Here is a 20,926-nt window from a genome sequence, read left to right on the forward strand (position 1 = left end):
GATGCAACCTCGAAGGCCGGTGTCGGCGTGTGGCAGTCGGATACCCGTCTGATTGGGGGCAGGATGAACATCAACCGCAGGATCGCGCTGGGGCTGGGCTCGGCCGCGGCGGCGGGCGCCGTGCTCGGCACCGGTGGCACCGCGCAGGCGCAGGAGAGCGACGCGGACTGGGAGGCGCTGATCCCGACCACGGCAGACCTGGCGCGGCGCAAGATCGCGCGCAAGTACCAGCGGGAGACCCGGCGCGCGGGCGGCACGTGGTCGTCCTACATCGGCGTGGCCGACCCGGACGGCGTGGTCAAGGCGTCCGTCGAGGAGAACGCCGACCGGGTGGTCGAGGCGTACAGCGTGAACAAGATCGCGGTCGCGGTCGCCGTGCTGGACAAGGTCGACCGCGGCCTGATCACCCTCGACCAGCGGGTCGAGGTCACCCAGGCGATCGTCATCCAGGACACCGACGGGATCTTCGGCCTGGACGGCGCGTACCCGTCGTCGGTGACCGTGGGGCACGCGCTGGCCGCCCTGCTGACCGTCTCGGACAACACCGCGGTGCGGCTGTCCGGGCTGGTGTGCCCGGCGCTGGAACTCAACCAGATCCTGCGCGACAAGGGTTTCGTGCACACCCAGGTCGTGCCGGTGGCCAACCCGAACCGGTTCTTCCTCGGCACGACCACGCCGCGCGAGACGTTCACCCTGTTGCAGAAGCTGGTCAAGGGCGACCTGCTGTCGGAGGCGTCCACCACGCACCTGCTGGGCGTGCTGCGGTCGCTGACGTCGTTCACCGACGGGATCCGGCTCGACCTGTCGTCGGCGGAGCGGCTGAACGTGGCGACCAAGGCGGGGTGGTTCGAGGACGGCCGCAACGAGGCCGGGATCGTGTTCGACGCGACGGGCAAGCCGGTGGTGACCTACGCGCTGTTCGCGTCCGGCCGGTTCGCGGGCGACCAGGCGGTCAACGCCGACAACTACAGCGCCACCCACCCGGCGCTGCGCGCCCGCTCGGCGCTGGGCCGTGCGCTGTACGACTCGGTGCTCCGGATCACCACGGCCCGCCCGCGCGCCTACCAGGCACGGCCCTACCGCGCCTACAACGGCGACTGACGGCCCACGGCTGACGGCTGACGCGGATCCCTGCGGGCCCGCCGAACGGCACGGCCCGCAGGGTCCGTCCGGGTGAAACCCGGCACCCCCGAACCAGCCCGGCGACGTGCGCGCCCGCACCCCGTGATGCCGCCCGACCAGCACTTTTCGGCCGACGTCGAGGGGCGGGGCCGGGCGTGGGCCGGTGCGAGCAGCGGCCTACCCTCCGAACGGACACCACGCGCTGTGTATCCCACGGGACTCTGCGTCGTCTTGTCAGTACGGGAACATTCGGGGGAATGGGGTCTCGGAGATGTCCGAGCTGCTGCACCTGCACGCCGAGCGGCGTGGTCTGCGGCCGCCGCTGCGCGGCTCGCGGGAGATCCAGGGCAACGTCCTGGCCGCGTTCAACAAAGATCACCAGCAGTTCCGGTTCGTGCGGTTCACCGACGCGAGACTGGCCCGGACGTGGCTGGCGGCGATGCTCGGGCACATCTCGGTGACCGCCGACGTGGAGGACTTCAACGAGGCGTTCTCGCTCGGCCGGGCGATGTTCGGCGCGGACCCGCAGACGCTCCAGGCGACCTGGACGAACCTGTCGCTGACCCCCGCCGGCCTGCTCAAGCTCGCGATCAACCCCAAGGCGGTCGAGGAAGACCTCCGCGACCGCGATCCCGAGCTGTGGCAGGGCGCGGAGGCCAGGGCGGACGTCACCGGCGACGACCCGGAGGAGTGGCGGTTCGGGCGGGACGACCAGCGGATCCACGCGGTGATCACGCTCGCGTCGGACACCACGGAGCGGCTGCGGGCCGTGGACACGTTGCTGGACCTGCTGGACGATTTGCTCGGCGTGGTCAAGGTGCACCAGGAGAACGGGGCGACGCTGCCCGGCGGGCGGCGCGGCCACGAGCACTTCGGCTACAAGGACGGCATCTCCCAGCCGGGCGTGCGCGACTTCCACGAAGAAGACCGCAACCGCCCCGGGCACCGGCTGGGGCACGCGGGTGCGCTGCTGGTCAACCCCGGCGAGTTCGTGTTCGGCTACGACACCGAGCGCGGCGACGAGAGCGGCAAGACCGCGCGGTGGTTGCGCGACGGGTCGATCCAGGTGATCCGCAGGCTGACCCAGGACGTGACCGGGTGGAACCGGGCGGTCGACGAGCACGCCGCCACGACCGGCACGACCCCGGAGGAGTTGGGCGCGCTGCTGATCGGCCGGCACAAGGACGGCCGCCCGCTGGCCGCCCCGACCGACGACGCGCTGGGCCTGGGCCCGGACCGCAACGACTTCGACTACGCCCACGACCCCAGGGGCGCGCTGACCCCGTGCCCGGCGCACATCCGCAAGACCAACCCCAGGTCGTTCACCTTCCGCGACCCGCGACAACGCCGGATCCTGCGCCGAGGCATCCCGTTCGGCCCGCCGCACGAGGACAACCCGCACGCGGAGCGGGGGTTGGTGTTCGTGGCGCACTGCACGTCGATCCGCGAGCAGTTCGAGTTCCAGCAACGGGTGTGGGCGGGCAACCCGGACTTCGCCGGTGGCGAGGACGGCTCCCCCACCGGGACCGACCCGGTGATCGGCGGGGAGGGCGAGGCCCGGATCGAAACTTCGGAGGTCGAGGCGACGTTGACGTTCCAGAGGTACGTCCGCACGACAGGTGCCCTCTACGCCCTCGTCCCGTCCGTGAGCACCCTCCGCCTGCTGGCGGCCGGCCGAGAGTTGCCCCGCTAGGGGCACGCCCGGAGGCCGGCCGTGGCCGCCGTCCACGACCGGCCTCCGCGCCCGCGTTCGCACTGGTGGCTGTGCTCGTGGCTGTGCTTGTGGCTGTGCTTGTGCCCCATGCCCGCGTTCGCGTCCGCCTTCGTGCGTGCTCGCGTTCGTGTCCGTGCTTGGGGCCGTGCCTGTGCTCGCGTCAGCGCTTGTGTTGGCGTGTGCCCGTGTTCGTGCCGTGCACGGGCCTGTGCCGTCGTCATGCTTTCTCGTTCGCGCCGTGCCCGCGTTCGCGCCCAGCCCGTACCCGCCTTCGTGCGTGCTCACGTGCGTTCGTGCCCGCGTTTGTGCTCACGTGCGTTCGTGCTTGGGCCGACGTGCGCGTTCGCGTCAGGCTCCGGCCCGCCACACGGCGTACCGCACCCCAATTCATATAAGGTGTGACCCTAGGAACCAGGGAGTGCGCGCGCCAAGGGCGGGTTCCGTACGAGCAAAGGTCACACGTCCGGGTGGTCATCCCGGAAAAGGCCCCAAAAACGTACGGAAACACTGTTACCGCTACTCGGGTAGTACATGGAATCCCGCGAACCCCACACCTCCCAATTCACCGCCCCGCTCCCGGCCTCCCAAGACCACCTCCCAGGCAGCCCCAGCAGCCTCGCCGTCCCGGCAGCCCTTTGCCCCGCCGGCCCACTCGCCCAGCGACCCGCCTGCACGCTGACCGGCCAGCCCACCCGGTGCCGCACCGGCCACGTGCGCGAACCCGGCGGGCGGAGCCAGCGGACGGGGCCAGGCGGAGCCTCCCAGTTGGAACCGCACCGCTGAAACCGCACCGCTGGAGCTGCACCGCTGGAGCCGCACGGCGAGGAGTTCGTGATGGGGACACGGTCGGAACCTCACAGCGAGGGACGCACGGCCGACAACGCGCGGCGAGGAACCTGTTGCCAGGACGCACCGCCAGAACGCGCGATACATGCGCGGCAGGTGCGGGGCCAGGCCAGGGAAGTCGCTCGCCGAGCAGCGTCGGAGCGGTACTGACGTCGGCTTTCGTGTGTAGCTGGGCTGGGGCTGGTCGGGGCCGAGCCCTCGCAGGGTCGGCCCGTCCGGAGTTTGGGCGGTTGCCGGTTCCCGCAGTAGTCGGTTCAGTGCCCGGCGGTGGCCAAGCTTCCGCAGGGATCAGTCCGGGCCGGGCTGTGACCGAGTTCCCGCACGGATCAGTTCGGAGCCCGGCTGTGGCTGAGGTTCTTCATTGGCTGGTCCAGAACCGTGCGGTGATCAAGCGCCCGCAGGGACCGGCCTAGGCAGTGTCCTGTAAGCGGTTGATCAGGGCCTCTGGTAGTTCTGGTGCATGGTCGGTCGTGGTGAGTTGACGGATCGGGCGTGGTCGGTGATCGAGCCGTTGCTGCCGCCGGTGGCCAGTGGTGGCCGGCGTTGGCGTGACCACCGGCAGGTGGTCAACGCGATCCTGTGGAAGCTGCGGACCGGTGCTCCGTGGCGTGACCTGCCCGAACGGTACGGGCCGTGGAAGACCGCCCACGAACGTCTTCGGCTGTGGACGACGGACGGCACCTGGCAGCGCATCCTCGACCGGGCCGTGGTGAAGGACGACTCGGTCGGTGACCTGGAGTGGGTGGTCAGTGTCGACTCCAGCGTGGTCCGGGCACACCAGCACGCCGCCGGTGCCCGGAAAAAGGGGGTGCGGACCCGGAGCCGAGGCCCTCTCGGTCGCGGGCGAGGCGCTCGGACGGTCCCGGGGCGGCCTGAGCACCAAGATCCACCTCGTCGTGGACGGGCGCGGTCTGCCGATGCGGGTCCTGGTCACGCCCGGCCAGGCCGGGGACAACCCGCAGTTGCTGCCGTTGCTCGACGGCATCCGCGTCGCCCGCGTCGGGCCGGGGCGCCCCCGCACCCGACCGGACGCAGTCATCGCCGACAAGGCGTACTCGCACGACTCCACCAGGAAGTCCTTGCGCGAGAGGGGCCTGCGGTTCGTCTGTCCCGAACGGGTCGACCAGGTCGCCCGCCGCGCGGCCAAGGGCTCGCACGGCGGGCGGCCACCGGCGTTCGACACCGAGTTGTACAAGCGGCGCAATGTGGTCGAGCGATGCTTCAGCCGGCTCAAGCAGTTCAGGGGCCTGGCGACCCGCTACGCCAAACGAGCCGCCTACTACCAGGCCGAACTCACCATCGCCGCCATCGTCTTATGGCTCAGATGACCCCTTACAGGACACTGCCTAGGATCGAGGGACCGGCCGGGTGGCCGGCATCTCGCGTGGTTGGGTCTGGGGCTGGGAGGTGGCCGGGATCCCGCAGGCGTCGGTCCGGTGGCTGGGCGGGGGCTGGGCGGGGGTCGACGGGGTCGACGGGGGTCGGGCTCCCGCATGGGTTTGGTCAGTCGCGGACGGCCAGGGTCGTCGGGTGCCAGCCTCGGGCGTGGCGGGCTACCAGGTCGGCTGCTACTTGGGACGGGTCAGTGGCCCAGACTTCGGCGTTGAACACCTCCACCTCTACGTCGCCCCGGTATCCGGCCGCCTCGACCATCTGGGTCAGGGCGGGCAGGTCGATGTGGCCGTCGCCGGGGAGGCCGCGACCCAGCAGGACGTCAGCCGGTAGCGGGGTGATCCAGTCGCATACCTGGTAGGAGAAGATCCGGTCGGCCGCGCGGGCGATCTGCGTGGCCAAACCCGGATCCCACCAGACGTGCAGCGCGTCGACCACCACGCCCACCACCTCGGCGGGGAACGGGGCCGCCAGGTCCAGGGCTTGGCCCAGGGTCGAGATCACGCCGCGATCCGCGCAGAAGACCGGGTGCATCGGCTCGATGGCCAGGCGCACGCCGTGGTCCGCCGCGTACGGGGTCAGGGCCGCCAGCGCGTCGGCTACCCGTTGTCTGGCACCGATCAGGTCCCGGTTGGGCACGCCACCCGGTACCAGGACCAAGCAGGCTGCGCTCAACGCCGCAGCCTCGTCTATCGCCTTTCGGTTCTCCGCCAACGCTTCCCGCTGGTCCACGCCGGTGAAGAAGCCGCCCCGGCACAGGGACGACACGCGCAGGCCGGCGTCCGCCACCAGGCGCGCGGATTCCGCCAAACCCAACTCTGCCACGGGTTCGCGCCACAGGCCGATGGACTCGATCCCGTGCCGCACGCAGACGTCGACCGCTTCGGCGACCGTGGCGTGCTTGACGGTGGCCTGGTTCAGGGAGAGTTTCACGTCAGCACGTCCAGCAGCTTGTGCCAGCGGTGGGCCGCCAGATCCGGGTCGGCCAGCAGACCGGCTTCGTCCGCCAGGCGCAGGGTTTCGGCCAGGTGCACGAGGCTCCTGGCGGACTGCATGCCGCCCACCATCGTGAACGCGTCCTGGAAACCGTTGAGCCAGGCCAAGAAAACCACGCCGGTCTTGTAGTGGAACGTCGGCGCGGCGAACACGTGACGGGACAGGGCCACGGTGGGGGCGAGGGTTTCCCGGAACCCGCCGGGGTCGCCGGAATCCAACTGCCGCAGGGCGTGCGCGGCTGCCGGGGCGATGGGGTCGAAGATGCCCAGGAGCGCGTCGCTGTGGCCTTGGTCGTCGCCGGCGATCAAGGTCGGGTAGTTGAAGTCGTCGCCGGTGTAGCAGCGGACGCCCGGGGGCAGCGCGCGGCGCAGGGCGATCTCGTGGTCGGCGTCCAGCAGGGAGACTTTCACGCCGTCGATCCGGTCCGCGTGGGCGTGGATCAGGTCCAGGAAGTGCTTGGTGGCTTCCGCCGTGTCGGTCGACCCCCAGTAGCCGGTCAGCGCCGGGTCGAACGCGGGGCCCAGCCAGTGCAGGATCGCCGGGGTTTCCACCTGGCTCAACACCGCGTCGTAGACGGTCCGGTAGTCCGACGGGGCGGACGCCCGCGCGGCCAGCTTGCGGCTGCACATCAGGATCGGTTGCGCCGCTCCTACCGCCGCGAGCTGTTCCTGGTACGCCGCAAGGGGGTCTGCGGTGTCGTGGTCGGTTCCGACGCCGACCGCGATGCGGCCGGTCGCCTCGGCGGTGCTGCGGCGGATCAGTCGCAGTGCCGTGTCCCAGTCCAGGCCCGTGCCGCGCTGGGCGGTGTCCATGGCTTCGGCCACGCCGAAACCCAGGTCCCACAGGCGGTGGCGGTGGGCGAGGGTGGCGTCCCAGTCGAGGGCGGCGCGCGTGCCGGGGGTGTTGTCGGCGTATGGGTCGGCGACGACGTGCGCGGCGGCGAAGACGACGCGTGACGTCGGCGGGCCGGACGGGGTGTCCCAGGCCCGTGCGGGGTTCAGCGGGTGCTCGACCACTCCGCCGTCGGGACGGGGCAGGCGGACGGTGGTCACGCGGGCACCTCGATCCGGCGGCCGGTCCGCGAGGACTCCAGGCCCAGCGCGGCCAGGCGGACGTGGCGCGCGCCGGAGCGGAAGTCGTGGGCGTAGGGCAGGTCGAGGTGGACGTGGCGCAGGAAGTCCTCCCACTGCACGCGGAAGCCGTTGCCGAACTCCTCGTTGTCCGGCACGTCCTGCCACTGGGCGCGGAAGTCGTGCGGTGACGGGACGTCCGGGTCCCACACCGGCTTCGGGGTGGCTTCGCGCGGTTGCACGGCGCAGTTGCGCAGACCGGCCACGGCGCTGCCGTGGGTGCCGTCGACCTGGAACTCCACGAGTTCGTCGCGCCGCACCCGGACCGCCCACGACGAGTTGACCTGCGCGACGACTCCGCCGGCCAGTTCGAAGATCGCGTACGCGGCGTCGTCGGCGGTGGCTTCGTAGGGCTTGCCGCGTTCGTCCCAGCGCCCGGGGATGTGCGTGACGGCGCGCGCGGTCACGGCTTCCACCGGGCCGAACACGCCTTCGAGCAGGTAGCTCCAGTGGCAGAACATGTCGACGACGATGCCGCCGCCGTCTTCGGCCCGGTAGTTCCACGACGGGCGTTGCGCGGTCTGCCAGTCGCCTTCGAAGACCCAGTAGCCGAACTCGCCGCGCACGGACAGCACCCGGCCGAAGAACCCGGAGTCGACGAGCCGGCGCAGTTTGCGGATGCCGGGCAGGTAGAGCTTGTCGGCGACGACGCCGTGCCGCACGCCGGCTTCGTCGGCGAGCCGGGCCAGGTCGAGCACCTCCTGCGGGGAGGGGGCGACGGGCTTCTCGGTGTAGACGTGCTTGCCCGCTGCGATGGCCTTGGTGATCGACGCCACGTGCGCGGAGGTGACCTGGGCGTCGAAGTAGACCTGGTGGTCGGGGTCGCCGAGGGCCGCGTCCAGGTCGGTGGTCCACCGGGGCAGGTCGTGCCGGGCGGCCAGTTCCTTGAGCTTGTCGGCGTTGCGGCCGACGAGCACGGGCTCGGGGAGCAGGACGGTGTCGTCGTCCACCCGGACCCCGCCGCGTTCGCGGATGGCGAGGATGGACCGCACGAGGTGCTGTCGGTAGCCCATCCGGCCGGTGACCCCGTTGAGCACGACCCCGATCGACCGCACCGCCATGTCGCAACCTCCTGTGCCGGACCCGCCGGCCCCGTCGAAACCTGCTGGAAAGCGCTTTCCACACGCTACGACCGGCGTGTCCCGGCCGTCAACCACGCGGACGGCTACCCTCGACAATCCCGGGATGTGGGCGAGGCCCGGGGAGGAGACCCGGGCGAGCGGGCTCCGGCGGGAAGCTTCTGCGGGGATGCCGCCGCAGCGGTGCCCGAAGCGATACCCGAGAGCCGAGGGCGACACCCGGAAGCGGGCCCGAGGCGGGCCCGGGGCGGGGCGTGCCGGAGGCGGGCCCCGGCAGGAAGCCCGGAAGGAGACAGCGGTGACGGCGCGTCAGGTAACGCTGGCGGAGGTGGCGAAGCACGCGGGTGTCTCGCTGGCCACCGCGTCCCGCGTGCTCAACGGCAGCACCCGCCAGGTGAGCGACGACCTGCGGGAACGGGTGGTGGGCGCGGCGCGCGAGCTGGGCTACCTGCCCAACGCCTCGGCGCAGGCGCTGGCCCGCAACAGCAGCGTGCTGGTGGGTCTGGTGGTGCACGACATCGCCGACCCCTACTTCTCCGGCATCGCGGCGGGTGTGACGCGGATCGCCGAGGAGGCGGGCCTGGTCGTGGTGCTCGGCACCACCGGCCGCGACCCGGACCGCGAGGTGGAGTTGGTCAACACGCTGCGCGCGCACCGGGCGCGGGCGCTGGTGATCGCGGGCAGCCGGACCACCGACCGGCACGCGGTCGCCCGGCTGGCGGCCGAGCTGGCCGCGTTCTCCGGCCAGGGCGGGCGGGTGGCGTGCGTCTCGCAGGCCAAGCTGGGCGTGGACACCGTGGTGCCGGCGAACCGGGTGGGCGCGCGGGCGCTGGCCCGGGAGCTGGCGGGGCTGGGCCACCGGCGGTTCGCGGTGCTGGCCGGCCCGCCGGAGCTGGTGGTGGCGCGCGACCGGCTGGCCGGGTTCCGGGCGGGGCTGGCGGACGCGGGCGTCGACCTGCCCGACGCCGCCGTGGTGCACGGCGGGTTCACCCGCGACGGCGGCCACGAGGCGGTGTCCCGGCTGCTGGCCGCGAAGACCGGGGCGACCTGCGTGTTCGCCGTGAACGACGTGATGGCGATGGGCGCGGTGGCGGCGCTGCGGGAGCACGGGGTGCGGGTGCCCGAAGACGTGTCGCTGGCCGGATTCGACGACATCCCGACGCTGCGCGACCTCGCGCCGGGCCTGAGCACGGTGCGGTTGCCGCTGGAGGAGATGGGCGAACGGGCCGCTCGGCTGGTGTTGGACGAGGTCGTCGGCGAGCCGCGCACGGTCCGGGTGGCCGGTGAGGTGGTGCTGCGGGCGAGCACGACGCCGCCCTCGGGAACCGGCCTGCGCTGACCGGCGTCGACTCTCTAAACTGGACGTCGCAGTCCGACCACCCCGTCGAGGAGTGAGCCCTTCCGTGCGCGACGCGCAATCGCCTGGTCACAGTACCGAGCCGGGTCCGACACCCGGCTATCCGCAAGACCCGGCCCCCTCGCGGGGTGCCCGGTGACCGAGATCCTGCTCAGCCTGCTCGGCCTGGTGGCCGTGGTCGCGCTGACCATCGGGACGTTCATCGCGGTCGCCGCCGAGTTCTCCCTCACCGCGCTGGAGCGCAGCACCGTCGAGTCGCACGTGGCCGCGGTGGGCGACGCGAAGGCGAGAACGGTGGCGAAGGCGCACCGGTCGCTGTCGTTCCAGCTGTCCGGCGCCCAGCTGGCGATCACGATCACCACGCTGATCACCGGTTACATCGCGGAGCCCGCGATCGCCCGGCTGGTCGCGCCCGCGCTGTCGCTGGTGGGCGTGCCGGACGCGGTGGCCGGGCCGGTGTCGCTGGTCATCGCGCTGGCGCTGGCGACCGCGCTGTCCATGGTGTTCGGCGAGCTGGTGCCGAAGAACCTGGCGATCGCGAAGCCGCTGGAGACCGCGCGGGCGGTGGCGGGCATCCAGGCCGGGTTCTCGGCGGTGTTCCGCTGGCTGATCACCGGCCTGAACGGCACGGCGAACTGGCTGGTGCGCCGGTTGGGCGTGGAGCCGGCCGAGGAGCTGGCTTCGGCCCGGTCGCCGCAGGAGCTGGGCGCGCTGGTGCGCTCCAGCGCCGAGCACGGCACGATCGACGCGGGCACGGCGACGTTGCTGGACCGCTCGCTGCGGTTCGGCGACCGCACCGCCGACGAGCTGATGACGCCGCGGGTGCGGGTGGAGTCGCTGCGCGCCGACGCGACCGTGCTGGACCTGCTGGACAAGGCGCGGGAGACCGGGTTCTCCCGGTTCCCGGTCTACAACGGGGACCTGGACGAGGTGCGCGGCATGGTGCACGTCAAGCAGGCGTTCAACGTGCCGCGGGCGCAGCGGGCGACCACGCCGGTGTCGGCGTTGACCCGGCCGGTGCAGACGGTGCCGGAGACGTTGGAGGGCGACGCGCTGCTGGACCGGCTGCGCGCGTCGGGGTTGCAGACCGCGCTGGTGGTGGACGAGTACGGCGGCACGGCCGGCATGGTCACCCTGGAAGACCTGGTGGAGGAGATCGTCGGCGACGTCCGCGACGAGCACGACCGCCGGGAGGGCGCGCCGGTCCGGGCGCTGGGCCGGGACAGCTGGATCATGTCCGGGCTGCTGCGCGACGACGAGGTGTTCGAGGCCAGCGGGTTCCGGATGCCGTCGGGTGATTTCGAGACGCTGGCCGGTCTGGTGCTGGCCCGGCTGGGCCGGATCCCGGACGTCGGCGACGAGATCCGGGTGGACGGCTGGCGGATCACCGTGCTGCTGATGGACCGGCACCGGGTGGCCGAGCTCAAGGTGAGCCGGGTCGAGCAGGCGGAGGTGCCGCGGTGAGCGTGCTGGTGATCTTCCTGCTGCTGGCGGGCAACGCGTTCTTCGTGGGCGCGGAGTTCGCGATCATCACCGCCCGGCGGGACCGGTTGGAGGGGATGGCGGACCGGGGCAGTTCCCGGGCCCGGGTGGTGATCAAGGCGGGGCGCGAGCTGCCGCTGCTGATCGCGGGCGCGCAGCTGGGCATCACGCTGTGCTCGCTGGGGTTGGGCGCGTTGGGCGAGCCGGCCGTGGCGGTGCTGCTGGAGGGCCCGTTCGGCGCGCTCGGGCTGCCCGAGGCGGTGCTGCACGGGGTGGCGTTCGCGCTGGCCCTGGTGATCGTGGTGGGCCTGCACACGGTGCTGGGCGAGATGGTGCCGAAGAACCTGGCGATCGCCGGGCCGGAGCGGACCGCGCTGTGGCTGGTGCCGGTGCACTACTGGTTCTGCCGGCTGGTGGCGCCGCTGCTCAACGGGTTCACGGTGGTCGCGACGGCCGTGCTGCGGCTGGTGGGCGTGACGCCGAAGGAGGAGTTGGAGTCCGCCTACACCCCCGACGAGCTGGCGCTGCTGATCGCGCAGTCGCGGCGGGAGGGGCTGCTGGAGGACTCCGAGCACCGGCGGCTGGCGCAGACGCTGTCGTCGGCGGAGCGGACCGTGGCGGACGTGCTGGTGCCGCTGGAGCGGGTCACGTCGGTGTCCGCGCGGCCGACCATGGGCGAGGTCGAGGCGGCGGTGGCGGAGACCGGGTTCTCCCGGTTCCCGGTGCGCGACGACGGCCGGCTGGTGGGGTACCTGCACGTGAAGGACGTGCTGGACCTGGCGGACGCCGATCCGGGCACGCAGGTGCCGGGCAACCGGGTCCGGGGGCTGCCGGAGGTGCGGGTGAGCGCCCGGCTGGACGAGGCGCTGGCCGCGCTGCGGCGGGCGCAGAGCCACTTGGCGCGGGCGGTGACGGCGGAGGGCGAGCTGCGCGGCGTGGTGGCGTTGGAGGACTTGGTCGAGGAGTACGTGGGGACCGTCCGCGACGGCACGCACGTGCGCCGGGAGGCGTGACCAGAGTCGATCTCATGAGCAGCCGCTTGGAGATCGTCGAGGTCATCACCCGGATGGCGTGGTTCGCGGACCGCCGGGACCGGGACGCCCTGGCCGGGGTGTTCGCCGGGCAGGTGCGGTTGGACTACACCAGCCTGAACGGCGGCGAGCCCGTCACGTTGTCGCCCGACCAGGTGGTGGCGGGGTGGCGGGCCGGTCTGGACGGGCACTACCTGTTCGAGTTGGGCCACAGTGATGCCACGGGGTGGCTCATTGGTGCCATCACGATGACCACGACGTGGGCCACGGGGAACCGGGAGATCATGCGGCTCGCCGCCGGGATTTCCTGACCACCCCCTGACCAGCACAAACGCCATCTCGTGCCACCGTGGCACAACATGGCACCACGAATCACTTGCCATGGCACCACACCACTGCCATAGTGGTGCCATGGACCTCACGCCGTTCGTCGACAACCTCCGCCGCGAACTCGCCACGGCCGCCGAGGCCGTCGGCGCGGACGCCGGCGCGCTGGCCCAGCGGCTCACCGCCCAGATCGAGTCCGCGTTCCGGCTGACGCTGCTGGAAGCCCTCTCGACGGCGGCCTCGGAGATCACCCGGGACCTCGCCCCCGGCTCGGTGGACGTCCGGCTGCGCGGCCGCGACCCGGAGTTCGTGGTCGCCGCGCCGCCCGCCGAGCGGGCCTACCAGGACGCGCCGGACGTCACCCCGCCGCCGCCCCCGCCCTCCCCCGAGGAGGAGGGCGCGATGACGCGGATCAACCTGCGCCTGCCCGAGCACCTGAAGCTGCGCGTCGAGGACGCCGCCGCCCGCGCCGGGATCTCGGTCAACGCCTGGCTCGTGCGCGCCGCGTCGGCCGGCCTCGAAACGGGCTCCCGACAGCCCACCCGCAACGTCGGCCAGCGCTACACCGGCTGGGTTCGCTAACCCTCCCACCAGCACAAACACCTTCCCGACCGACTACCAGGGGACAGCCATGCCCACTTTCGCCTCGCCCGGACCGATCTCCGTCACCCTCGAACTGGTGATGGGCACGACCCGGATCACCGCCGGGGACCGCGCCGACACCGTCGTCGAACTGCGCCCCGGCGACCCGACCCGCGAGGGCGACCTGCGCGCCGTCGAGCAGACCCGCGTCGAGTTCGAGGACGGCCGGCTGCTGGTCAAGTCGCCCAAGATCCGGGGCATCTTCAACAAGGGCGGCGCGGTCGACCTGACCATCCACCTGCCCGCCGGCTCCACCGTCCAGGGCAACACCGCGATGGGCAGCCTGTACGCGACCGGCGCGTACGGCGAGTTCCGGTTCAAGAGCGCGGCCGGCGACGTCGAGGTCGAGCGGTCCGGCCCGACCCACCTGCGCACCGCCATGGGCAACCTGGTCGCCCACCACGTCGCCGGCGAGGCCGACGTGCTCACCGGGTCGGGCGACCTGCGCGTGGACCGCGTCGACGGCACCGCCGTGGCGCGCAACTCCAACGGCGGCATCCGGCTCGGCGAGGTCACCGGCGACGTGCGGGCGCAGAACGCCAACGGCGACGTGGTGATCGGCCGGGCGCTGGCCGACGTGACCGCGAAGACCGCCAACGGCAGCGTGCGCATCGACGAGGTGGTGCGCGGCGCGGTCGTGCTGGAGACCGCCGCCGGGCGGCTGGAGGTCGGCATCCGCGAGGGCTCCGCCGCGTGGCTGGACGTGCGCACCGTGCTGGGCGCGGTGCACAACTCGCTGGAGGGCGCCACCGGCCCCGAATCCGGCACCGAGACCGTCGAGGTCCGGGCCCGCAACGGCTTCGGCGACATCGTGATCCGCCGGGCCACCCCGACCGAGGAGGACGACCGATGACCACCACGACCACCAGGTGGGACGTGCACCCCGAGCAGTTCTGGCTGCGCGGCGAGCGCCCCGCCGAACCGGTCTCGTTCGACGAGAAGACCGGCACCTGGAACGTCCGCGGGTACGCGGAGGCCGCCGCCGCGTTAGCCGACCCGAGGACGTTCTCCTCGGCCCACGTCAACGACCTGTACCCGGTCGACGTCCCGGCCGAGGCGAGCGCGGGCAGCCTGATCGACATGGACCCGCCCGACCACCGCAAGCTGCGCAACCTGGTCACCAAGGGGTTCTCCGCGAAGGTGGTCGCCGACCTGGAACCGCGGATCGCCGCGCTCACCCACGAGCTGCTCGACGCGGTCGAGGGCGACCGGCTGGAGCTGGTCGACAGCCTGGCCTACCCGCTGCCGGTGATCGTCATCGCGGAGCTGCTCGGCCTGCCCGCGGCCGACCGGGAGCTGTTCCGGGGCTGGGTGGACCTGATGATCACGCAGAACGACGTGTTCTCCACGACCACCGACCCGGCCGAGCTGGAGGCCGACCTGGCGGCCCGCAACGACGGTCTCACGCCGATGTTCCAGTACCTGGCCGAGCACGCCGCGCAGCGCCGCAAGGACCCGCGCGACGACCTGATCAGCGCGCTGGTGCGGGCGGAGGTCGACGGGCAGCGGCTGACCGACACCGAGCTGGTGAACTTCAGCACCGTGCTGCTGGTCGCCGGGCACATCACCACCACGATGCTGCTGGGCAACACCGTGCTGTGCCTGGACGCGCACCCCGACCAGCGGGCGCGGCTGCGCGAGGACCGCTCGGGCATCCCCACCGCCATCGAGGAGTCGCTGCGCTTCCTCACCCCGTTCTCCACGATGGCCCGCGCCACCACCCAGGAGGTGGTGCTGGGCGGCGCGACGATCCCCGCCGACCAGATGGTCCTGCTCACCCTGGGCGCGGCCAACCGGGATCCCCGCAAGTTCGCCGACCCCGACGTGTTCGACGCCCGCCGCGACCCCAACCCGCACCTCGGCTTCGGCCGCGGCATCCACTTCTGCGTCGGCGCGCCGCTGGCCCGGCTCGAAGGCCGCATCGCGGTGGACATCCTGCTCGACCGGTTCCCCGACCTGCGGGTGGACCCGGAACTCCCGCCGACGTTCATGCCCTCGGCGATCATGACCGGCGTGCGCACGCTCAACCTGCGCACCGCCTAGCACTCCCCCGGGCCCAGTCCCGGGGCTCGACCGGGCCCCGCGACGGCCCCTCTTCTGCCTTCTTCCCTCCGCTCCAGGAGACACCCATGACCATCTCGGCCTTCGGGCTGCGCAAAAGCTTCGGCGACCACGTGGTGCTCGACGGCATCGACCTGGACGTGCCGGAGGGCGCGGTCTTCTCCCTGCTGGGCCCGAACGGGGCCGGCAAGACCACCGCCGTGCAGATCCTGTCCACGCTGATCACCGCCGACACCGGGGAGGTGACCGTGTGCGGCCACGACCTGTTCCGCGACCCGGACGGCGTGCGCTCGGTGATCGGCGTGACCGGCCAGTTCTCCGCCGTCGACGGCCTGCTGACCGGCGAGGAGAACCTGCGGCTGATGGCCGACCTGCGGCACCTGCCGCGCCGCGACGGCCGCCAGGTGGTGCGCCGGCTGCTGGCCCGGTTCGACCTGGAGGACGCGGCGGCCCGGCCCGCGTCCACCTACTCCGGCGGGATGCGCCGCCGGCTCGACCTGGCGATGACCCTGGTCGGCGACCCTCGGGTGATCTTCCTCGACGAGCCGACCACCGGCCTGGACCCGCGCAGCCGGCACGGCCTGTGGCAGATCATCCGGGAACTCGCGGGCGACGGCGTGACGATCTTCCTGACCACCCAGTACCTGGAGGAGGCCGACCAGCTCGCCGACCGGATCGCCGTGCTCGACCACGGGAAGCTGGTCGCCGAGGGCACCTCCGAGGAGCTCAAGCGGCTGGTGCCCGGCGGGCACGTGAGCCTGCGGTTCGGCGACACCCGGTCGCTGGACGCGGCGGCCCGCGCGCTGCGCGTGACCAGCCGCGACGACGAAGCGCTGACGTTGCAGGTGGCGGGCGACGGCGGCGTGCGGTCGCTGCGCACCCTGCTGGACGAGCTGGACCGGGCCGCCGTCGAACCCGACGGGCTGACCGTGCACACCCCCGACCTCGACGACGTGTTCTTCGCCCTGACCGGGCGCCCGGCCCTGGAGGAGACCGCGCGATGAGCGCCCACACCCTGTCCGACTCGGCGACCATGCTGCGCCGGGACTTCAAGCACCTCCAGCGCTACCCGGTGATGGCCGTCAGCGGCCTGCTCATGCCGGTGTTCATGATGCTGCTGTTCGTCTACGTGTTCGGCAGCGCGATGGTGGGCACCGTCGGCGGCGGGAACTACGTCGACTACCTGGTGCCCGGCATCCTGGTGATGGCGGTCGGCGCGGGGTCGGCGGGCACCGCCGTGAACATCAACGTGGACATGACCGAGGGCATCATCGCCCGGTTCCGGACCATGGCGATCTCCCGGGTGTCCGTGCTGACCGGGCAGGTGCTGGGCAGCATGATCCGCACCGTGGTGAGCCTGGCGCTGGTGGTCGGGGTGGCGCTGCTGATCGGGTTCCGGTCGGACGCGTCGTTCGGCGGGTGGCTGCTCGCGGCCGGCGTGCTGGTGATGCTCACCCTGGCGCTGACGTGGCTGGCCGTCGCGGGCGGGCTGGCGGCGAAGAAGCCCGAGGGCGCGAACGGGTTCTCGCTGCCGTTCCAGTTCCTGCCGTTCATCAGCAGCGCGTTCATCCCGACCGACTCGATGGCGCCGGGGCTGGCGTGGTTCGCCGAGCACCAGCCGTTCACGCCGATCATCGAGACGCTGCGCGCCGTGCTGGCCGGGACGCCGGTCGGCGACAGCGCGTGGTGGGCGGTCGGGTGGTGCGCGCTGGGCACCGCGATCGGCTACGCGCAGGCGCGCAAGCTCTACAACCGCGATCCGGCGCGGTAACCGGGTGCGGCCGGTCGCTGTGTTCTGAGGGGTGCACAGCGGCGGGCGGGTGCGATCCGGGCAGGGGCGCGGGGTCTTCCGACTCCGCGCCCCTGCCCGCGTGAACCCGATCCGGGGCGGCGGAGAGCAGTCGGGACAGCCACGCCCGGCCACCAGGACACCAACCGGCGCACACCCGCCGGTACCTCGCCACCAACCTGGTCGGCCGCCGCAAGGTCCGCCCCGCAACGAGACCCTCCGTTCCGACCCGGCCGACCTCGCCCCCGTGCGCGAACGCCTGGTCGCCGCCGGACGAGACCCCGCTGCCGGGCCGCCGCGCTGCCCGAGGCCGGTGCCGTGCGCGACCAGTCCGTTGTGGACCAGGCCGGCCGACGCCCCTGACCAGCCGCTGCGGGGGACGCCGGACTACGGTGTCCCCCGTGGATCCGCGTGAGGACGAAGAGGACGACTTCGACCCCGAAGAGGACGACTTCGAGGAGGACGAGGAAGAGGACGAGGACGACCTGTTCGGGGTGACCTCGGAGCCGCGCACGATCTGCCACCTGTGCGGCGGGGCGGGTTTCGTGGCCCACCCCAGCTCGGCCGTGATCGGCGGCGCGCCCCGGACCGTGGACAACGGCCGCGAGTGCCCCCACTGCCGGGGCGCGCGCAAGTTCCCCGGCCTCGTCCCGCCCGTCTGAGCCCCCGGCCGCACGTCGGAGCCCGGCGGCCGGGCTCCGACGCCCCCGCTAGGCGTGCTGACCGGACGTCCGCCGCCCGGCGTCCTCGGCCTCCTGGGCCGCCAACCGGTCGGTGGCCTCCTCCTGCCGCGCGAACGACTGGGGCGACAGGCCCAGCCACGCCACGACCAGCGCCGCCACCTGGATCACGGCCACCATCGCGTACATCGCGCGCAGCCCGAGCCAGGCGGCGACCAGCCCGCCCGCCAGCGCGCCCAGCGGCGTGAGCCCCCAGGCCAGCGCCCGGTGGCTGGTCAGCACCCGGCCGAGCAGCTTGGCCGGGGTGAACCGCTGCCGGCTGGACTGCGAGCAGACGTTCCACACCATCACGATCGCCGAGTCGGCGACGAGCACCAGCGCGATCGCGACCGCCCACGGCGGCAGCACGGCGATCAGCACGTGGCAGACCACCATGCCGATCTGGGCGAGCCGCATCGACCACGCGTAGCCGAGCCGCGCCACGATCCGCCGCACCACGAACGACGCCGCCACCCAGCCGACCGCCATGCAGGTCATCATCACGCCGTAGCCGACCGCGCCCAGCCCCAGGATCTCGTGCACGTAGAGCACGAGCATCGACATGTACGCGCTGGCCGCGAACGACCCGATCCCGACCGCGACCGTGATCGACAGCAGCAGCGGCGTGCCGACCAGGAACTTCAGCCCCTCGCCGATGTCGCGCAGCGGGTGCTTGCGCGACGGGGTCACCGACCGCGCCGGGATGCCCCGGCTGACCAGCAGCGCGACCAGCGCGGCCAGCAGCGCGAGCCACGGCGGCATCCCGAAGCCGAACCCGACCAGGAACCCGGCCGCCGGCGGCACCACGAACTGCACCACGCCCCGGTCGATCAGCATCAGCCGGGTGTTGGCCGCCGCGAACTCGGCGGGCTCGACCACCTCCGGCACCAGCGCGCCGCTCGCCCCGTCGCCGAGCACCTGCGCGGAGGTCACGACGAACGCCAGCACCAGCAGCAGCGGCAGGTCGACCGCGCCCAGCAGCCCCGCGACGGCGAACACCAGCGCCGCGCACGCCTGCACCCCGTAGGCGAACCCGAGCACGGTCGTGCGCCGCACCCGGTCGATCAGCACCCCCGCGAACAGCGAGAACAGCAACCACGGCGACTGGCCGACGATGTTGACCAGCGACACCTCCCGAGGATCCGTCGTGATCGACACCGCCACCAGCGGCAACGTCGTCAGCATCACGCCCTCGGCCACCGAACCGGACACCGCCGCGGCTTGGAGCCGCACCCACCCCCTGGACATGGGCACACCCTGTCAAGCTCCGCACCGGACACGAACGTTTTAGCCACCGCTCAACCCCGGGCTACCCTGGCCGGGACCCGGACGACCCTTTCCACTGTGGGACAAGGCATGGCTCTGCGTTTCACGGTCTCCCCGCTGTGGGAGACCATCGCCGCGCTGCGGGTGCTGGCCGACCCCGGCTGCTACCCGGTGCACCAGCGCTGGATCGCCGAGGTCGAGCCCCGGCTGGCCGCGCTCGGGCCGGACCCGACGCTGCTCACGGCGCTGGCCACCCGGCCGGTGATCCCGGAGTTCCTGATCCCCACGCCGGGCGTGCGGACGATCGGCCTCGACGAGGAGCTGCACTGGCTGCCGAGGGTGGCGAAACCGGCCCGGGTCGCCGCCGCGCTGCCCGACCAGGCGCGGTTCCGGCCGCTGGTCGAGGACCCGAAGACCGGCCTGGCCGCGATCTGCGAGCGGATCGCCCTGGTCCACGGTGCGGTCATCGCCCCGGTGTGGCCCCGGCTGGAGAGCGTGCTCCAGGGCGACGTCGAGCGGCGCGGCCGGCGGATGGTCGAGGCGGGCGGGCAGACCGTGCTGGCCGAGCTGCACCCGGACGTCGCCTACGAGGGCCGGCACGTCATCGTGCGCCGGGCGCGGACCGTGATCGGCGACCGGGACCTGGTGCTCGTGCCGTCGGCGTTCACCTGGCCGGACGTCTACCTGCGGGACAGCCCGGTCCGGCTGGCGCTGTGCTACCCGGCGCACGGGTTCGGCTCGTTGTGGGAGCGGTCGGCCGCGCCCACCGGCAACGCCCTGGCCAAGCTGCTCGGCGGCACCCGCGCCCGCCTGCTGCACGAGCTGGAGCGCCCGCGCACGGTGTCCGAGCTGGCGGGCCGGCTCGGCGTCACGGTCGGCGCGGTGTCCCAGCACCTGGCCGTGCTGCGGGCGACCGGGCTGGCGGCGAGCCGCCGGGAGGGGCGCGAGGTCGTCTCGCTGCGCACCGACCTGGGTCAGGCCCTCGCGCAGGGGGAAGTACGGTAGGCAGGCGTGGAGGTCTTGTCCGAACCCGAGTGGACCGCGCGCCGCGACCGGCACGCGTCCCGCGTCCGCGCGTGGACGCACCCGCACCACGAGCGCAAGGCGCGCGGCGAGAAGCACCCGGTGCTGGACTTCTTGTTCTCCTACTACAGCCACCGGCCGTCCCGGATGGAGCGCTGGCACCCCGGGCCGGGGGTGGTGCTGGCCGGTGACGCCGCCGAGTACCTGCGGTGGCCCGCGTACAAGCGGGTCGACGAGGGCGTGACGCTCGACGTCGAGGCGTTCGCCGCCGACCGCGCCGCGACCGTCGCGTTCACCCACCGGCTGCTCACCGCCACCGCGTCCCGCACGCCGCGCCTGGGCTGCTTCGGGCTGCACGAGTGGGCGATGGTCTACCGGGCCGACCGCGTGCGGCACGAGGCGTGGCCGTTGCGGCTCGGGCACGACGGCACGGACGCCGTGGTGGAGGCGCAGAACGTGCAGTGCAGCCACTTCGACGCGTTCCGCTTCTTCACGCCGCCGGCGCGCCCGCGCAACGCGTTGCAGCCGACCCGGGAGACGCAGGTCGAACTGGAGCAGCCGGGCTGCCTCCACGCGTCCATGGATCTTTTCAAGTGGTCTTACAAGCTCGACCCGGCCACGCCGTCGGAGCTGATGGCGGACTGCTTCGAGCTGGCGCTGCGGGTCCGCGAGCTGGACATGAGGGCCAGCCCCTACGACCTGACCGCGCTCGGCTACGCCCCGGTGCCGATCGAGACGCCCGAGGGACGGGCCGAGTACGTCCGGCAGCAGAGCGCGTTCGCGGCGGCGGCCGCACCTCTGCGGACTGCGCTGATCGAGGTCACGCGCGCCCTGATCGGGGCTCCGGTCATCGGCTGACGACCCACCGTGACTTCACCCGCTCCGCAGACTTCACCTGTTAGCGTGACGCCGGTCGGGATTCGCCAGCCGTAGTCGGACGCTGAGAGGGA

At 72.6% G+C, this 20,926-nt stretch carries 19 protein-coding genes; 15 read left to right on the plus strand and 4 right to left on the minus strand.

Going from position 1 to position 20,926, the window contains the following annotated elements; all coding sequences use genetic code 11:
* The first annotated feature begins 63 nt into the window (after positions 1-63).
* The 3 genes from AC0HI0_RS23015 to AC0HI0_RS23025 all read left to right on the plus strand — a co-directional run bounded on the left by AC0HI0_RS23015 (position 64) and on the right by AC0HI0_RS23025 (position 5,010).
* Complete coding sequence (locus AC0HI0_RS23015; RefSeq protein ID WP_480925570.1) at positions 64-1,101, plus strand: serine hydrolase; 1,038 nt, start codon at positions 64-66, stop codon at positions 1,099-1,101.
* 292 nt (positions 1,102-1,393) lie between these two features.
* Entirely contained in the window at positions 1,394-2,815 is a 1,422-nt protein-coding gene (locus AC0HI0_RS23020; protein WP_480925571.1) for a Dyp-type peroxidase, read from the plus strand.
* Between the two features lie 1,327 nt (positions 2,816-4,142).
* Positions 4,143-5,010, plus strand: a protein-coding gene (locus tag AC0HI0_RS23025; RefSeq protein ID WP_480925572.1) for an IS5 family transposase whose coding sequence is annotated in 2 segments (ribosomal slippage) — positions 4,143-4,525 and positions 4,524-5,010 — 870 coding nt in all. Because the reading frame shifts where the segments join, the coding sequence is not laid out codon by codon here.
* Between the two features lie 175 nt (positions 5,011-5,185).
* Here the strand turns inward: AC0HI0_RS23025 and AC0HI0_RS23030 are convergent.
* The 3 genes from AC0HI0_RS23030 to AC0HI0_RS23040 are packed head-to-tail and all read right to left on the minus strand — an operon-like array spanning position 5,186 to position 8,261.
* On the minus strand, positions 5,186-6,007 hold the full coding sequence (locus AC0HI0_RS23030) for a sugar phosphate isomerase/epimerase family protein (protein WP_480925573.1): 822 nt from the start codon (positions 6,005-6,007) through the stop codon (positions 5,186-5,188).
* Entirely contained in the window at positions 6,004-7,122 is a 1,119-nt protein-coding gene (locus tag AC0HI0_RS23035; RefSeq protein ID WP_480925574.1) for a dihydrodipicolinate synthase family protein, read from the minus strand. Before AC0HI0_RS23035 ends, AC0HI0_RS23030 begins: the two co-directional genes overlap by 4 nt.
* Complete coding sequence (locus AC0HI0_RS23040; RefSeq protein WP_480925575.1) at positions 7,119-8,261, minus strand: Gfo/Idh/MocA family protein; 1,143 nt, start codon at positions 8,259-8,261, stop codon at positions 7,119-7,121. The genes AC0HI0_RS23035 and AC0HI0_RS23040 overlap by 4 nt, the downstream gene beginning before the upstream one ends.
* Positions 8,262-8,577: 316 nt before the next feature.
* Between AC0HI0_RS23040 and AC0HI0_RS23045 the strand changes: the two genes are divergently transcribed.
* From AC0HI0_RS23045 to AC0HI0_RS23090, 10 genes are all read left to right on the plus strand, one after another.
* The gene (locus AC0HI0_RS23045) at positions 8,578-9,618 is read left to right on the plus strand and encodes a LacI family DNA-binding transcriptional regulator (RefSeq protein ID WP_480925576.1); all 1,041 of its coding nucleotides are present in this window, start codon (positions 8,578-8,580) and stop codon (positions 9,616-9,618) included.
* A gap of 153 nt (positions 9,619-9,771) precedes the next feature.
* Positions 9,772-11,100 (plus strand): hemolysin family protein, encoded by a 1,329-nt coding sequence (locus tag AC0HI0_RS23050; RefSeq protein ID WP_480925577.1) that lies wholly within the window; start codon positions 9,772-9,774, stop codon positions 11,098-11,100.
* The gene (locus AC0HI0_RS23055) at positions 11,097-12,131 is read left to right on the plus strand and encodes a hemolysin family protein (RefSeq protein WP_480925578.1); all 1,035 of its coding nucleotides are present in this window, start codon (positions 11,097-11,099) and stop codon (positions 12,129-12,131) included. Before AC0HI0_RS23050 ends, AC0HI0_RS23055 begins: the two co-directional genes overlap by 4 nt.
* Before the next feature lie 14 nt (positions 12,132-12,145).
* Positions 12,146-12,460, plus strand: a complete 315-nt coding sequence (locus tag AC0HI0_RS23060) for a nuclear transport factor 2 family protein (protein ID WP_480925579.1) — start codon at positions 12,146-12,148, stop codon at positions 12,458-12,460.
* 100 nt (positions 12,461-12,560) lie between these two features.
* On the plus strand, positions 12,561-13,058 hold the full coding sequence (locus AC0HI0_RS23065; protein WP_480925580.1) for a toxin-antitoxin system HicB family antitoxin: 498 nt from the start codon (positions 12,561-12,563) through the stop codon (positions 13,056-13,058).
* A gap of 49 nt (positions 13,059-13,107) precedes the next feature.
* On the plus strand, positions 13,108-13,971 hold the full coding sequence (locus AC0HI0_RS23070; protein ID WP_480925581.1) for a DUF4097 family beta strand repeat-containing protein: 864 nt from the start codon (positions 13,108-13,110) through the stop codon (positions 13,969-13,971).
* Positions 13,968-15,161 carry a cytochrome P450 gene (locus AC0HI0_RS23075; RefSeq protein ID WP_480925582.1) on the plus strand — a complete coding sequence of 398 codons (1,194 nt, stop codon included), beginning with the start codon at positions 13,968-13,970 and terminating at the stop codon, positions 15,159-15,161. The genes AC0HI0_RS23070 and AC0HI0_RS23075 overlap by 4 nt, the downstream gene beginning before the upstream one ends.
* A gap of 86 nt (positions 15,162-15,247) precedes the next feature.
* Complete coding sequence (locus tag AC0HI0_RS23080) at positions 15,248-16,183, plus strand: ATP-binding cassette domain-containing protein (RefSeq protein WP_480925583.1); 936 nt, start codon at positions 15,248-15,250, stop codon at positions 16,181-16,183.
* On the plus strand, positions 16,180-16,950 hold the full coding sequence (locus tag AC0HI0_RS23085) for an ABC transporter permease (protein WP_480925584.1): 771 nt from the start codon (positions 16,180-16,182) through the stop codon (positions 16,948-16,950). Before AC0HI0_RS23080 ends, AC0HI0_RS23085 begins: the two co-directional genes overlap by 4 nt.
* Positions 16,951-17,369: 419 nt before the next feature.
* On the plus strand, positions 17,370-17,630 hold the full coding sequence (locus AC0HI0_RS23090) for a hypothetical protein (RefSeq protein ID WP_480925585.1): 261 nt from the start codon (positions 17,370-17,372) through the stop codon (positions 17,628-17,630).
* A 48-nt stretch (positions 17,631-17,678) separates the two neighbouring features.
* Here AC0HI0_RS23090 and AC0HI0_RS23095 read toward each other — a convergent pair whose 3' ends face one another.
* Positions 17,679-18,935 (minus strand): MFS transporter, encoded by a 1,257-nt coding sequence (locus AC0HI0_RS23095; protein ID WP_480925586.1) that lies wholly within the window; start codon positions 18,933-18,935, stop codon positions 17,679-17,681.
* Between the two features lie 108 nt (positions 18,936-19,043).
* Between AC0HI0_RS23095 and AC0HI0_RS23100 the strand changes: the two genes are divergently transcribed.
* A complete protein-coding gene (locus AC0HI0_RS23100) occupies positions 19,044-19,958 on the plus strand; it encodes an ArsR/SmtB family transcription factor (protein WP_480925587.1) in 915 nt (304 codons plus the stop codon).
* 6 nt (positions 19,959-19,964) lie between these two features.
* Positions 19,965-20,834: a 3-methyladenine DNA glycosylase gene (locus AC0HI0_RS23105; RefSeq protein WP_480925588.1), complete on the plus strand. Its 870-nt coding sequence runs from the start codon at positions 19,965-19,967 to the stop codon at positions 20,832-20,834.
* Positions 20,835-20,926 lie beyond the last annotated feature (92 nt).

The organism is Saccharothrix sp. NBAS 001, assembly GCF_056640475.1.

Excerpts from the sequence above, each read along its gene's own strand:
- AC0HI0_RS23100 (WP_480925587.1), top strand. The coding sequence starts at position 19,044 with ATGGCTCTGCGTTTCACGGTCTCCCCGCTGTGGGAGACCATCGCCGCG.
- AC0HI0_RS23070 (WP_480925581.1), top strand. The coding sequence starts at position 13,108 with ATGCCCACTTTCGCCTCGCCCGGACCGATCTCCGTCACCCTCGAACTG.
- AC0HI0_RS23075 (WP_480925582.1), top strand. The coding sequence starts at position 13,968 with ATGACCACCACGACCACCAGGTGGGACGTGCACCCCGAGCAGTTCTGG.
- AC0HI0_RS23080 (WP_480925583.1), top strand. The coding sequence starts at position 15,248 with ATGACCATCTCGGCCTTCGGGCTGCGCAAAAGCTTCGGCGACCACGTG.
- AC0HI0_RS23060 (WP_480925579.1), top strand. The coding sequence starts at position 12,146 with ATGAGCAGCCGCTTGGAGATCGTCGAGGTCATCACCCGGATGGCGTGG.
- AC0HI0_RS23085 (WP_480925584.1), top strand. The coding sequence starts at position 16,180 with ATGAGCGCCCACACCCTGTCCGACTCGGCGACCATGCTGCGCCGGGAC.
- AC0HI0_RS23095 (WP_480925586.1), bottom strand. The coding sequence starts at position 18,935 with ATGTCCAGGGGGTGGGTGCGGCTCCAAGCCGCGGCGGTGTCCGGTTCG.
- AC0HI0_RS23065 (WP_480925580.1), top strand. The coding sequence starts at position 12,561 with ATGGACCTCACGCCGTTCGTCGACAACCTCCGCCGCGAACTCGCCACG.
- AC0HI0_RS23040 (WP_480925575.1), bottom strand. The coding sequence starts at position 8,261 with ATGGCGGTGCGGTCGATCGGGGTCGTGCTCAACGGGGTCACCGGCCGG.
- AC0HI0_RS23015 (WP_480925570.1), top strand. The coding sequence starts at position 64 with ATGAACATCAACCGCAGGATCGCGCTGGGGCTGGGCTCGGCCGCGGCG.
- AC0HI0_RS23020 (WP_480925571.1), top strand. The coding sequence starts at position 1,394 with ATGTCCGAGCTGCTGCACCTGCACGCCGAGCGGCGTGGTCTGCGGCCG.